A 14596-nucleotide genomic window follows, 5' to 3' on the forward strand; every position below is an offset into this window, starting at 1 on the left:
CGATATATTTTGCAAGACGGAAAATGGCTATAAATACAGAAAATAACAATATGATCTACAATATGAACGAATTATAACAAAATGAACATACAATTTCTGTGAACCGTTGTATTTTAGAAACGGCAATGCTAAGATAATGATATCGCGATACGGTTTACAGGGAAATGCAGCAAATAGAATAGAATGGAGGAAGGAAAATGAGATCAGGCAAAATGAAACGATGTGCCATGGCAGGGGTGTTAGCGGTGGCAATGGTTATTTCGGCGGCACCGGATATAACCGTGACTGCGGAAACAAACGCAGCCAAAAAGGAGGAAGCATATATTGACACGGAATTTACCTACGGAACGCTTCCGGTGCAGACAGTATCTGCAGTGACAAGAGAGAAGTGCAGTGGTAAGGAGTGGACCGGTACAGGGAACAATTTGGATATTACTTCGGTAAATACGATGGAGGATAGCTCCAATCTGATTCCGTACGGTACAGTAGAGACGGCATTTCTTGGAGCAAGAGATTACGACAGAGAGGACTCAGACTATTATCAGCTTCTGACCGGAAAGGATGAAAGCTGGGATCTGGCGGTTCTTAATAATCCGGAAAGGGCAGAGGGACTTGGCTCATTTGAAAAGGAGGATTATCAGGAACAGGATGGGGATGGCTGGAAGACGGTGACATTGCCGGCAAGCTGGACCAGCTACGGTTTTGACCATTCAATCTATACGAATACGGTTATGCCGTTTGAGAGTGACGCAGAATTTCCGATGGCACCGACGGAAAAGAATCCGGTAGGACTTTACCGAAAGCAGTTTACCGTGAAGGATTCGATGCTTCAGGATAACGGTAAGGTTTATATCACGCTGGGCGGCGTGGAGTCTGCCTATTATCTGTATGTGAATGGGGTAGAGGTCGGTTACAGTGAGGACAGCTATGATCCGCATACCTTCGATATTACCGATCTGCTTCACGCAAAGGGAGAGAAGAATACACTTGCGGTTAAGGTGTTTAAATTCTGCGACGGAACCTGGCTTGAGGATCAGGACATGATCTATGACGGCGGTATTTTCCGAGATGTTTATCTGACAAGTACGCCGGCGGTGCATGTGCAGGATTATGATCTGAACTATGATCTGAACGAAGATTACACGGCGGCAGATATGAAGCTGTCCCTGAATACAGTCAACGATGCGGTCACGGATGCGGCAGATATGGCGGCAAAGGTGGCACTGTATGATGCACAGGGAAATGAGGTTGCAAAGACAAATGCTGTTCTTGGTACGATCGCAGCCGGAAAGACCGGTGAAAAGGAAATTTCCATGACAGTAACCGATCCAAAGCTGTGGGATGCGGATCATCCGAATCTGTATACGATGGTTGTTTCATTGTATGATCAGAAAACAGGGCTTCATTATGAGAGTGTCAGCCAGAATGTGGGATTTCGGAAGCTGACATTTACATCGACGAAGGTCACGACCGATGGAAAATATAATAATGCAACCAAGCGTTATGACATGGTAAAGCTTAATGGCAAGCGTCTTTTGATTAAGGGTGTCAACCGCCACGATACGGATGTGGATACCGGAAAGTATGTTTCTCACCGTGTTTATGAGGAGGATGTGCGTCTGATGAAGCAGAACAATATCAACGCAATCAGGACCTCTCATTATCCAAATGATGACTATCTGTATTATCTCTGCGATAAATACGGTCTTTATGTGATGTGTGAGAGTAATAACGAATCGCATGCGATCTATTCTGATGAGGAGAAATTAAGTAAGCTTGAGACGGCAGCAATGACAAGGCAGTCGGCATCCTACGAGCGTTTCAAGAATACGACAAGCAATCTGTTCTGGTCGATCGGCAATGAATCCTCTCAGGGCTGGTCTGAGCGTGACGGCAATTATGCCAATGGCATGTTTGCACATCTTGTACAGTTTTTCAAGGATCGTGACAGCAGCAGAATGGTGCATTATGAGGGCATGAGCGGTGGAAGAAAGGGTTCTACGGCAATTGATATGGTCAGTCATATGTACTATGATCCGGACAGTATTTTATCCTATGCAAAGGATGAAAGCCGCATGCCATTTATTCTCTGCGAATATGATCATGCCATGGGAAATGCGGTAGGAAATCTGAAGGAATATTGGGATATTATCAGGGAGTATGATAACATGCTTGGCGGCTTTATCTGGGACTGGGTGGATCAGTCGAGAAAGATTGCGATTAAGGATGGTGCCTGGAATTATTACGGAACAAAGGATGCGCATACAAGCGGACTTTATGATCTGAGTGGATATTTTCTCGGATATGGAGGTGATTGGGGAGATAAAACCGGAGACAAGAATTTCTGTCAGAACGGTCTTATTTCTGCAGACAGAGATCCACAGCCGGAGCTTAAGGAAGTTCGATATCAGTATCAGGATTTCTGGTTTACCTCGGAGAAAGATAAGCTGACCGGGCAGACCATTCATGTCAAAAACGAGAGCGTTTCCAAGGATCTGTCCGAATATGATGTGATATGGGAACTGAAGGAAAACGATACCGTGATCGGACAGGGGCAGATTACAGAAGAACTGGAAGCGCAGCAGGAAAAGGATATCGTGATCCCATATACATTGCCGGAGTCGTTGAAGGAGGGTGCAGATTATTATCTGAATATTTCGGTCAGAACAAAGGCAGCAGACGGTCTTTTGGAAAAGGGACAGGAAATTTCCTATGCACAGTTTGCAGTGGATGCAAAGAAGGCTGCAAAGGCACATAAGTTTAGCAGCGAAAACGTAAGCATTGTAAAGAACGGTAATTATTATAATGTATCCGGAAAGGATTTTAAGTTTAATGTGAATCTTCAGACCGGTCTTCTGGAGGATTATTACTATCAGGAGAAGCTGCTGATGAAGCAGGGACCGCAGCCGAACATCGGACGTGCAAAACTGGATAATGATAACACAAGCTATGCTGATATCATGAAGAATCTGACACTGGCTGCTTCACCGGAGGTGGCATGGAACGCAGATGGCTGTTATGTGATCACTGTGAAATGGCTTTCTGATTTCCAGCTTGATTCGACGGCAGTCGAGCCTTCTGCAATCGTGATGCATTATCTGGTCGAGAGTGATGGAACCGTTACCGTAAATGTTCAGATGGATCTGACGCATACCGGTATGAAACGTATCACCAAGGCGGGAACAATCCTGACACTGGCAGATGGCATGGAACAGGTAAGCTGGTACGGAAACGGTGACGGAGAAAGCTATAATGACCGTCAAAGTTATACCAGAAAAGGCGTTTACCGGTCAACTGTCAATAATATGTATTATCCGTTTGCGATGCCGCAGGATTGCGGTAATCTTACCGGCGTACACTGGATCAGTGTGACAGGAGAGGACAAGGACGCTGTCGGCATGCTGATCAGTGGCAATCAGGAGGTCAATGCATCGGCACTTCACTTTACGCCGTCCATGCTGCAGGCGGCAAAGCATGTCAGTGAACTGACGCCTTCCAAGGAAACCTATGTGACCGTGGATGCGGCAGTGAGAGGAACCGGAAATGCTTCCTGTGGATATGAGACTTTAAAGAAGTATCAACTTGAGAAGAAAATGTATGATTACAGTTTTTCTCTGATTCCGGTGGCAAAAGAGACCGATTGTATGGAAAAGGCAGTCGATTACAGAGAGCAGACGTATCATTTTGAAGCCACAAAGCAAGCCGAGATCAAGGATGTGACTCCGGCGGAGCCGACACCGGTACCGACAGTGACACCGGATCCGGGAAATGGAAGTGCATCTGTGACACCTTCACCGGTGCCGAATCTGCAGCCGGCGTCCGACAACGGAAATGGAACCGCGGCAGCCGCAAAGACACCGGGTAAAGTGACGAAGGTGAAGGCAAAGGCACTTGGCAAAGGGGCAAAGCTTAGCTGGAAGGCACAGACAGGTGTTGCTTACCGTGTTGCATACGGCACAAGCCGCAAAAAACTTGCTGCACTTAAAAAAGGAAGCAGTAAGGGAGCAAAAGGTGTTAAAGTCATTACGGTAAAAACTGCCGGCAAGAAGCTTTCGAATCTGAAGGCAGCGAAAAAGTATTATATCCGGGTATGTGCTGTTGACAAAAAGAGCAAAAAAGCAGGAAAATGGTCGGATATCATATCGGTTAAGACAAAATAAAAGTCTATTTCTGAAAAATAGATAAAATAAAGACCGTCGCATCGAATGGGCGAAAAGTGACAGGAACCCTGTTTTCGGGATGAAACAGGAGGTCTGTTATACGAAAAGTCTGTTTGTGCGGCGGTTGTTTTTTTGAAAATATATGGTAAGATACATAAGTAAAATAAAAGCAAGGGAAATGTGATAATGAGGGTGGATCAATGAGTGTTTATCAGTGTATGTTGGCAGATATCAGTGATGTGGCGGCGTTTTTGCCAAAAGCCGTGCTGATTGGGATCCTTGTGGGGATCGTGCTGCGGCTTTGCCATGTTAGAGGACGGCAGTGGACCGGCAGTGTATTGTTTGTGATCTATGCTGTGGTACTTCTGCAGACCGTGTTTTTCTGCCGGGAGCCGGGAAGCCGGTGGGGGACGGATATGCGGTTGTTTGGTACCTGGGGAACGACGATGCAGGATCATGCATGGGTGCTTGAAAATGTCCTGTTGTTTATTCCGTTTGGACTGCTGTTTCCTTTATTGCTTCCGAAACGATGGCATCCGATCACGGTTCCGGCGGGACTTTTTGGCAGCATCTGTATTGAGTTTGTGCAGCTTCGCACCGGAAGGGGTTTTTGTCAGCTTGACGATATTGTGATGAATACGCTGGGGGCATTGGCGGGATATCTTCTGTGGATGGCAGGACGGGGGCTGCTTCGGGGTATTCTTCGGTTTTGCGACAGGCAGGGCAGGCGAAGAGGGCTGTTTGGCGTATTGGCTCTTTTGTGGATGCTTGTGATATTTTCCTTTTCCGCACAGCCGGCAGATGAGTCGACGCAGACGAGCCTGCGGGTTGGCAGGGCTGTCTGTGCGGTGATCGTGCCGGATTATGCGCAGATGACGCAGGAGCAGCAAACTGCCTGGGCTGAGCGTATTGAGTTTCCGGTGCGAAAGGGTGCTCATATGACGGAATATGGAGTGCTTGCCATGTTGTGGCTTGGTGTGCTTGCCGGAGAAGAGATCACAAGGAAACGGGCAGTCATTGCCATTGCCCTGACGGCTCTTTACGCATCGACCGATGAGTTTCATCAGCTGTTTGTGCCGGGACGAAGCGGTCAGGTGCGGGATGTGCTTATCGATTCCTGTGGTGCTGCGATTGGCGTATTGATCGCATGGGGGCTGATAAGAATTTACAGTAACAGAGAGAAACAACACTAAGAAGGGGGCGTTTCCAATGGATTTGATGGTTGGAAGTGTAGATGCCAAAAGGCTGCGCAGAGATCTGATCAGACAGCTTCGCAGCATTTCGAATCAGAAGTCACCGAATGTGCGCAACAAAATATATACCGCAGAGATGGCAGATGAGCAGAGTCTTGTTGCCATGGCGAAAAAGGAAGGGCTGGAGATCCGAAGATATATCCGGTGATAACAGATACAAAAGGAGTACGGTAGAGATGGAATTAAAGGAACAGAATTTAGGGGAGGAGTTATATAATCTTCTGGCGGAACTGCTAAACAGCAAGATGAACCGGACGGTTATGGACAGTATTCGTGGAGAATACGGGGTTTTGCGCTATCTTTGTTATATTGAGGATCATGTGCATGCCGGTAAGCTGACCGAGCATCTTCGTGTTGTGCCGGGAAGAATGACCGACATTTTAAACAGTCTGGAAGCAAAGGGATTGATCACGCGGATCCGCGGGGAAGAGGACAGACGTCATGTAAATGTATGCATCACGGAGGAAGGAAAGAAGCAGGCGGTCCAGATGCGGCAGATGATCAGCCGGGAATATGAAGGGATGTTCCGGATCCTGGGACAGAAGGATACGGAGGAGCTGATCCGGCTTCTGAAGATTGTTCTGTCCTATCCGGATGCAAAGGAGACAAAACGCGAGTGATACGGGGAAATGACAAAAGACAGCTCGTCAGACAGGGAGAACTGTTGTTATATATTGAAAAGAACGAAGAGGGTGTCACGCTTCTCCGGTGCTATGGGGACAGTCCGGTTGTCACACTGCCGGATATGGTGGATGGTGCTGCGCTGACGCAGATCGGAGATTACTGCTTTGCGGACTCGGCGAGAGCGCAACGCTGTGATGAAGCTTCCGAAGGAACTTACAGGGAGCTTTACGGAGATTATCTGCAAGAAATCTTTCTGCCGGATACGGTCAGAAAGCTTGGAAGTCTGGCGTGTTATAACTGCAAGCATCTGCATACACTCGGATTTGGAGCGGCACTGACAGAGGTGGGCAGCGATGCCTTTATGAACTGCCGCAATCTTCAGGCGTTTCAGATATCGGCGGGGATGCAGCAGGAGACGGGGCTGAAGCAGCTGCTTGCCCAGAGAATGACCGATGTGGAGGTAACCTTTGTTAAGAGAAACAGTATTGTAGGAAAGCTGTTTTATCCTGAGTATGAGGAGGATCACGATGAGATTGGTCCGGCACATATCTTTGCGATGAGTATTCATGGCGAGGGATTTCGGGCAAGACAATGCTTTCAGAACGGAAGACTTTCGCTGGCTGCGTATGACGAGATCTTTGAGCAGGCGTGTGCTGAGGAAAGTGAAGAGACGCTGTGTCGTCTGGCGGCAGATCGTCTGGCGTATCCGGTAGTACTTTCCGGACAGGCGGGGGAGCGATACCGCAGATTTCTTGCCGGACAGCAGAGTACACTGGCAGAGCTTCTTGTTAAGCAGCAGGATATCACAGGGATCAGGGAGTTTGTACGTGGAGAGATCCTTACCGGAGACGGGATGATGGCCGCTGCCCGCCTGGCGGCGGAGACAGAATGGGTGCAGGGAGCGGCAGAACTCCTTACATTGGAAAAGGAACAGGCAGAGCAAAAGAACGGGGAGGATCAATATGCCTTCGAAGAATGGTGAGAATGTCACACCCTCACATATTATGACACAGACCGAGTGGAAAGAGATGATGGCACGTAAGGTGCTTGCTTACACGACCGATGCACTTCTGGTGGATTTTCGTTATATGGGAAGTGCGTTTCAGATCCTGCAGGCGGTTCCGGACGGACAGATCACGACGCTGGCAGTGGACGGAGCAAAGCTTCATTACTCTGCAGAGCAGTTGATACGGGTCTTTAGGAGCAATGAGAAGTATCTGAACAGACTGTATCTGCATGCACTGTTACATTGCCTGTTCCAGCATCTGTGGATCGGCGGAACAAGAGATAGAATGCGCTGGCACATTGCCTGTGATATTGCGGTGGAATATGTGATCGATCAGCTTAAGCAGCCATCGGTACACCGGATCATCGGATGGCTCCGGGAGAAGACATACCGGGAGCTGTCGGAATACGGAGACGGGATATCGGCTGCGGTTGTTTACCGATGGCTTGAAGAGAAGGATATGGAGCAGATCGCAGGTCTCAGGCAGGAATTTTTCACGGATGATCACCGTTACTGGCCAAAGCAGGAGCAGAGGCGTGCAGTGCCGTCTCCGGTGCAGAATAAATGGCAGCAGGCGGCAAGGCAGATCTCGCTGGAACAGAAGAGACAGGGAGACGATCCGCAGAAGGGACAGCGTCTGCTCACGCAGCAGATGAAGGAGGGACAGAGCAGGCGGTCTTACCGGGACTTTCTGAAGAAGTTTGCGGTCTATCAGGAGGAGCTTGCGCTGGATCCGGATGAATTTGATCTGAATTTCTATACCTATGGACTGCGTCTTTACGGCAATCTGCCTCTGGTGGAGCCGGTCGAGAGCAGTGAGGTATGTAAGATCCTTGATTTTGTGGTGGTGGTTGACACCAGCTATTCTACGAGCGGAGTGCTTGTGCAGGGATTTTTGCAGGAAACCTTTCAGATCCTGACCGGGAAGGACAGCTTTTTTCGGAAGGCCAGGATCTGGGTGCTGCAGTGCGATGAGACCGTGCAGAAGGAGGATGTGATCTGTTCAAAGGAGGAGCTTGACCGGTTGTTTACGGATTTTGAGATCTACGGTGGTGGCGGTACGGACTTTCGACCGGCGTTTGAACGGGTACAGGAACTGATTGAACAGGGGGCGTTTGAACGGCTGTGCGGTTTGTTATATTTTACGGACGGCAAAGGCATTTATCCGACTGGGAAGCCACCTTATAAAACGGCATTTTTGTTTCTGAATGATTACGAGGAAGAAAAGGTGCCGGTGTGGGCGATGCGCCTGAAGGTGGATGAAGGGCAGTGGCAGAGACATGCAGACAGAATGGAGAATAACGATGAACATTAAAGAAGCAAAAAATGAAATTAAACATACCGTACAGGCATATTTGAATAAGGATAATCTGGGGGATTATCGTATTCCGCCGCTTCGCCAGAGACCGATCCTTCTGATCGGACCGCCCGGAATCGGTAAAACGCAGATCATGGAGCAGATTGCCAGAGAGTGTAAGATCGCTCTGGTTTCCTATAATATTACTCATCATACCAGACAGAGTGCGGTTGGACTGCCGTTTATCCGGGAAACCTCGTATGGAGGAGAGACATATTCCGTCACCGAATACACGATGAGTGAGATCATTGCCAGCATATACCGCCGGATGGAGGAGACCGGGCTTGACGAGGGAATCCTTTTTGTCGATGAGATCAACTGTGTGTCTGAGACATTGGCGCCGACCATGCTGCAGTTTCTGCAAGGGAAAATGTTTGGTAATCAGAAGATCCCGGAAGGCTGGATCATTGTGGCAGCCGGAAACCCGCCTGAGTACAACAAATCGGTCAGAGAGTTTGATATGGTAACCCTGGACCGTGTCCGCAGAATTGATGTGGAGGCTGATTACGGTGTCTGGAAGGAATACGCCAGAGAGCGTAAGCTGCATGGAGCTCTGTTAAGTTATCTTGAACTTCGTCCCAACAATTTCTACCGCGTGGAGGCGGATGTTGACGGTTTGCAGTATGTGACGGCGAGAGGCTGGGAGGATTTAAGCCAGCTTATTTATGCGTACGAAGAACTTTCGATTCCGGTGACGGAGGAGGTCATTTATGAGTTCTTACATCACAGGGATGTTGCGGAGGATGTGGAGGCGTATCTGGCACTTTACCACAAATATCAGGATGATTACGGGATTCCGGAGATTCTTGCGGGAAATGTGCGGACAGAGGTTTATGCGAGACTGTTTCAGGCTGGCTTCGATGAGCGGCTCAGTGTGGTCGGTCTGCTTGCGGACGGACTGCGTGGTATCCTTGAGAAGGTCATCCTGCAAAAGAACAAAACCGATCAGTGGTATGACTATCTGAGACAGTATCAGCATACGCTGAAAGAGGGAACGGATAAAACGCCGGCAGAGGATTACCGGCAGATGCTGGAGACGATTGCAGAGGAGAATGCGCAGCTTGAAAAGACAGGGCTTGTCGACAGGAAGGAGCTTAGCAGGAGAGAGATACTCAGGCAGCAGATGGCAGAAAATGCACCGTCTGCGGCAGAACCCAGGGAAGCCTTTGCACAGGCAAAACAGGGCTTTGATAACTGCAGGAGCATTCTTGCCGCACAGGAGCAGGCAGGAGAGCAGGCAATGGAAGCAGCATTTGATTTTATGGAAAATGCCTTTGGAAACGGACAGGAGATGATACTGTTCGTCACGGAATTGACACTGATGTCCGAGGCAGTGCAGTTTCTGGCACAGCATCCGTGTGAACGTTATCTTCAGTATAATCAGGAGCTTTTGATCGGAACCAGAAGACGGGAACTTTTAGACGAATTAAATCAATAGATGTCTGGTCGTCTACTGGACGAAACAGGAAAGATATGTTATACTTTTGCAATATATGGGTCTTGTTTCCATAAGGAGAGAGGGGGACAAAATGACACGACAGGAGGAACGCATCCGTGCAAGACGGCGTCAGAGACGCAGACAGGCGAGAATGGTGCGCCGCGTTGTTTTTGGAGTATGTCTGTTTATCATCCTGATCCTGTGTATTTACGGACACCACAATCATAAGCGGGTACTGTCGCTGCAGAGTAAGATCGACCGGCTGGAACAGCAGCTTAAGAAAAGCAAGTCGGACAGCAATGATCTGAAGAAGCAGTTGGATGAGCTGCAGAAGGAGCTGGAGCAGAAGCAGCAGGAGCTCGATAAGAAGGAGGCAGCCCTTTATGATGATCCGAATAAGCCAAATGTCTATATGACCTTTGATGATGGACCAAGCTCCAATACCGATACGATATTAGATACACTGGCGGCGAACAACATCCGTGCCACCTTTTTCTGTATTGCGCAGAAGGGGGAGGCGAATGAGAAGCGGTATCAGAGGATCGTAAATGAAGGTCATACGATCGGTATGCATTCCTACACTCATGAGTATGGAACCGTTTATGCCAGTCTGGAATCCTTTGAGCAGGATGTGACGCAGATCAGTGATTATATTTTTCAGATGACAGGCGTCCGACCGAAATATTACCGTTTCCCGGGAGGAAGCAGTAACACGGTCAGCAAGGTGCCGATGAAGGAATGTATCCGGTATCTGAACCAGAGTGGTCTGACGTATTTTGACTGGAACGCACAGAATGATGATGCAACCGGTAAGTCCTACACTGCATCGCAGCTGGTGGAGCATGCCATGAAGAATGTCAAAACGGCGGGGGACAATGTGGTGCTTTTAATGCATGATGAGCAGACAAAGACTGCAACAGCCGAGGCATTGCCGACGCTGATCAAGAGGCTGAAAAATGCCGGTTATGATATATTGCCAATCACGGATAAGACACCTTTGGTACAGCATGTGTCAAAAGACTCCGTGAGCTGACAGCCGGGATCAATCAATAAGGAGGACATAACATGAGTGAATTTGAAGATGCAAATGTAGATAAGGATATACTCAGCCAGATCTTCGGTGACGATATTGCCGATGACAAGGACGATGAGAAGAAGGATGACAGTCTTTTCGCTGACAGCTCTGCCGGAGATAATGAAGACGAGGAGACGGCAGAAGCTGTTTCTGAGACAGAAGAGGAAGTATCAGCAGAGGATATCTTAAAGGATGCAACCGAGGAGGAAGAACCGGAGCCGGTTGAGGAAGAGCTTTCAGTTGAGGAGGTTCTGGAGACTGCCAGAGCGCAGAAGCCGGTTGAGGAGACAAAGGCACCGGTTAAGACTGCACAGATTGATGTTGATGACGATGATGTGACGGTGATCACTAAGGGAACCACAATCAACGGTGGCATTTCTTCCGAGGGCTCTTTAGAGGTGATGGGTACAATCACAGGAGATGTTGACTGTCTTGGCAGAGTTGCCGTATATGGCACGATCTCCGGTAATGTATCGGCATCCGATGTGCTGGTTCAGACAAAACGTCTGGAGGGTAATATCAAGAGTGACGGCAATGTCGAGGTGGCAGAGGGAACGATCATTCTGGGTGATATCGAGGCAACCTCAGCAACCGTAGCCGGAGCTGTTAAGGGTAACATTGATGTGAATGGTCCTGTTATTGTGGATTCCACAGCAGTTGTACAGGGAAGCATCAAGGCGAAATCAATTCAGGTCAACACAGGAGCTGTTGTCGATGGATACTGTTCATTAAACTATGCAGGTGTAAATCTGGAAGAGTTTTTTGAAGATAAATAAGATATGGGGATGGACAAAGATTATGGCAAAGTATAAGAGAGTATTATTAAAATTAAGCGGTGAGGCACTTGCCGGTTCGAATAAGACAGGCTTTGATGAGGAAACCTGCCTTGGCATTGCGAGACAGGTGAAGCAGTTGGTCGATCAGGGGATCCAGATCGGTGTTGTAACCGGAGGAGGTAACTTCTGGAGAGGTCGTACCAGCAAGAACATTGACCGTACAAAGGCAGATCAGATCGGTACACTCGCTACAGTCATGAACTGTATTTATGTATCAGAGATCTTCCGCTCTGTCGGTATTAAGACAGCGGTTCTGACACCATTTGCGTGCAGCTCCTTTACAGAGCTTTTCTCGAAGGATCTTGCCGTTCATTATATGGAGCAGGGGGTTGTAACCTTCTTTGCGGGAGGCACAGGACATCCGTACTTCTCCACAGATACGGCTCTTGTTCTCAGAGCAGTGGAGATGGAGGCAGACATCATTCTGTCCGGCAAGTCGATCGATGGTGTGTATGACTCTGATCCGGCAGTCAATCCGGATGCGAAGAAGTTCGATGAGATCGATATCAATGAGGTCATCAATCAGCGCCTTGGCGTGATCGACCTGGCAGCAGCCGTATTGTGTATGGAGAATCATATGCCGATGATGATCTTCGGACTCAACGAAGAAAACAGTATCGTAAATACCGTCCGGGGAACCACTCACGGAACCCTTGTGACAGCATAATTATAATGGAGGATTACAATGAGCGTGGAATTAAAACAGTATGAAGAGAAGATGAACAAGACACTCGACAGCCTTTCAGGAGAGTATACAACGATCCGTGCAGGACGTGCCAATCCGCATGTGTTGGACAAGATTACCGTTGATTATTACGGAACACAGTCTAATCTGCAGGCAGTCGCTAACATTTCCGTATCGGAGGCACGCACCCTGGTTATTCAGCCATGGGAGGCAAGCCTGATCAAGGAGATCGAGAAAGCGATCCTTACTTCTGATCTTGGTCTGACACCGAACAACGACGGTAAGGCGATCCGTCTGACATTCCCGGAGCTTACCGAGGAACGCCGTAAGGATCTGGTAAAGGATGTCCGTAAGAAGGGTGAGAATGCCAAGGTTGCGATCCGTAACATCCGCCGTGATGCTAACGACGCGATCAAGAAGGAACAGAAAGCCAATGAGATCTCTGAGGATGAGGAGAAGACATTGCAGGATGATATCCAGAAGATGACAGATACCTATATCAAGAAGGTTGACGGCATGGTAGAGGATAAATCAAAAGAGATCATGACAGTATAAGATACCGGCAGGGATAGGCATATGTCTGTCCCTGTGTTTCCTTATATGGACAGATTATGAAAGGAACAAATTATGGGTGAGAATACAAAAGCAGTGCCGCGGCATGTCGCAATTATTCTGGATGGCAATGGAAGATGGGCGAAGAAGCGTATGCTTCCGCGCAATGCCGGACATGCAGCCGGCAGCAAGAACGTAGAGAAGATCTGTGAGGCAGCATGGAACATGGGAATTGAGTATGTTACGATGTATGCCTTTTCAACGGAGAACTGGTCCAGACCACAGGAAGAAGTCGATGCGTTGATGAAGCTTCTTCACAGCTACTTAAAGGACTGCATTAAGACCAGCAAAAAGAACAACATGCAGGTACGCGTAATCGGCGATATCAGCCGTCTGGAGCCGGAGCTGCAGGATAAGATCCGAGAACTGGAGGAGGTTTCCGCACAGAATACGGGACTTCATTTTCAGGTGGCTCTTAATTACGGCGGCAGAGATGAGATCCGCAGAGCTGTCCAGAAAATGGTACAGGATGCTGAGGATGGCAATTTGAAAGCTTCTGAAGTGACAGAGGATAAGATTGCGGATTATCTTGATACAAAGGATATTCCGGATCCGGATCTGATGATCCGCACCAGTGGGGAGCAGAGACTGTCCAATTATCTTTTGTGGCAGTTAGCTTACGCGGAGTTTTACTTTACAGACACACTCTGGCCGGACTTCAATAAGAAAGAGCTGGAGAAGGCAGTGGAATTTTATCAGACAAGAGACAGACGTTTTGGCGGCGTCTGATCAAAGAATTGGAGATTACTATGTTTTGGACAAGATTAGCAAGTGGAATTGTTCTTGTAGCAGTGACGATTGCATTGATGGTGAATGGCGGATGGCCATTATTCTGGGTAGTGACAGCGATTTCGCTGATCGGACTGTTTGAACTGTACCGTGTGGCAGATCTTCACAAGACACCACCGGCAGTGATCGGTTATATATCAAGCGTGGTTCTTGATATCCTCATATTAGACGGTTATTATGAATATTTAATATTATGGCTGATCCTGACGCTGATGGTTATGATGGCATGTTATGTGATCGCATATCCAAAGTATCATACGGATCAGATGACATTGTTGTTTTTCGGTCTGGTTTATGTGACGATCATGATGTCGTTTATTTTCAAGGTGCGTTATCTGGAGGGAGGTATCCTTACGGTATGGCTGATCTTTGTGGCATCGTGGGGATCTGATACCTGTGCGTACTGTGCAGGCAAGTTATTCGGAAAGCATAAGCTTCCGTCAAAGCTCAGTCCGAACAAGACGATCGAGGGATGTCTTGGAGGCATTATCGGTGCAGCGTTGATCGGATTTTTGTTTGCGCTGGCGTTTTATCGTCAGGAGACCGAATACTGGTGGCAGTTTGCATTGATCGGTGGAGTGGGATCCGTGATCTCACAGATCGGAGATCTCACCGCATCTGCGATCAAGAGAAATTATAATATTAAGGATTATGGTAAGCTGATTCCGGGTCACGGTGGTATTCTGGATCGTTTTGACAGCATTATCTTTACGGCACCGCTGGTATATCTGCTGGCAATTCTTTTATAGTAACAGTGTGCC

At 48.2% G+C, this 14596-nt stretch carries 13 protein-coding genes; all 13 read left to right on the plus strand.

All coding sequences use genetic code 11. The annotated features are described in order from the left end of the window. Positions 1-197: 197 nt before the first annotated feature. A complete protein-coding gene (locus ACZLMD_RS04595; RefSeq protein WP_489495196.1) occupies positions 198-4160 on the plus strand; it encodes a glycoside hydrolase family 2 TIM barrel-domain containing protein in 3963 nt (1320 codons plus the stop codon). A 200-nt stretch (positions 4161-4360) separates the two neighbouring features. Then, entirely contained in the window at positions 4361-5353 is a 993-nt protein-coding gene (locus ACZLMD_RS04600) for a VanZ family protein (RefSeq protein ID WP_489495197.1), read from the plus strand. A gap of 16 nt (positions 5354-5369) precedes the next feature. Then, positions 5370-5561, plus strand: a complete 192-nt coding sequence (locus tag ACZLMD_RS04605; RefSeq protein WP_022305938.1) for a hypothetical protein — start codon at positions 5370-5372, stop codon at positions 5559-5561. A 28-nt stretch (positions 5562-5589) separates the two neighbouring features. After that, a complete protein-coding gene (locus ACZLMD_RS04610; protein ID WP_022305939.1) occupies positions 5590-6033 on the plus strand; it encodes a MarR family winged helix-turn-helix transcriptional regulator in 444 nt (147 codons plus the stop codon). Next, complete coding sequence (locus ACZLMD_RS04615; RefSeq protein WP_489495198.1) at positions 6030-7019, plus strand: leucine-rich repeat protein; 990 nt, start codon at positions 6030-6032, stop codon at positions 7017-7019. The genes ACZLMD_RS04610 and ACZLMD_RS04615 overlap by 4 nt, the downstream gene beginning before the upstream one ends. Beyond that, positions 7000-8358, plus strand: a complete 1359-nt coding sequence (locus tag ACZLMD_RS04620; protein WP_489495199.1) for a vWA domain-containing protein — start codon at positions 7000-7002, stop codon at positions 8356-8358. Before ACZLMD_RS04615 ends, ACZLMD_RS04620 begins: the two co-directional genes overlap by 20 nt. Further along, positions 8348-9838 carry an ATP-binding protein gene (locus ACZLMD_RS04625; RefSeq protein WP_489495200.1) on the plus strand — a complete coding sequence of 497 codons (1491 nt, stop codon included), beginning with the start codon at positions 8348-8350 and terminating at the stop codon, positions 9836-9838. The genes ACZLMD_RS04620 and ACZLMD_RS04625 overlap by 11 nt, the downstream gene beginning before the upstream one ends. 91 nt (positions 9839-9929) lie before the next feature. After that, entirely contained in the window at positions 9930-10871 is a 942-nt protein-coding gene (locus ACZLMD_RS04630) for a polysaccharide deacetylase family protein (protein ID WP_484104737.1), read from the plus strand. A 32-nt stretch (positions 10872-10903) separates the two neighbouring features. Continuing rightward, on the plus strand, positions 10904-11689 hold the full coding sequence (locus tag ACZLMD_RS04635) for a polymer-forming cytoskeletal protein (protein WP_118559321.1): 786 nt from the start codon (positions 10904-10906) through the stop codon (positions 11687-11689). Between the two features lie 22 nt (positions 11690-11711). Further along, complete coding sequence (gene pyrH / locus ACZLMD_RS04640; RefSeq protein WP_486818345.1) at positions 11712-12416, plus strand: UMP kinase; 705 nt, start codon at positions 11712-11714, stop codon at positions 12414-12416. A gap of 18 nt (positions 12417-12434) precedes the next feature. Next, positions 12435-12989: a ribosome recycling factor gene (gene frr, locus ACZLMD_RS04645; RefSeq protein WP_022305946.1), complete on the plus strand. Its 555-nt coding sequence runs from the start codon at positions 12435-12437 to the stop codon at positions 12987-12989. Positions 12990-13061: 72 nt separating this feature from the next. Beyond that, positions 13062-13775 carry an undecaprenyl pyrophosphate synthase gene (uppS, locus tag ACZLMD_RS04650; protein WP_489495201.1) on the plus strand — a complete coding sequence of 238 codons (714 nt, stop codon included), beginning with the start codon at positions 13062-13064 and terminating at the stop codon, positions 13773-13775. A gap of 20 nt (positions 13776-13795) precedes the next feature. Next, entirely contained in the window at positions 13796-14584 is a 789-nt protein-coding gene (locus ACZLMD_RS04655) for a phosphatidate cytidylyltransferase (protein ID WP_022305948.1), read from the plus strand. The last annotated feature ends 12 nt before the right edge of the window (positions 14585-14596 follow it).

Source organism: Jutongia sp., assembly GCF_057878315.1.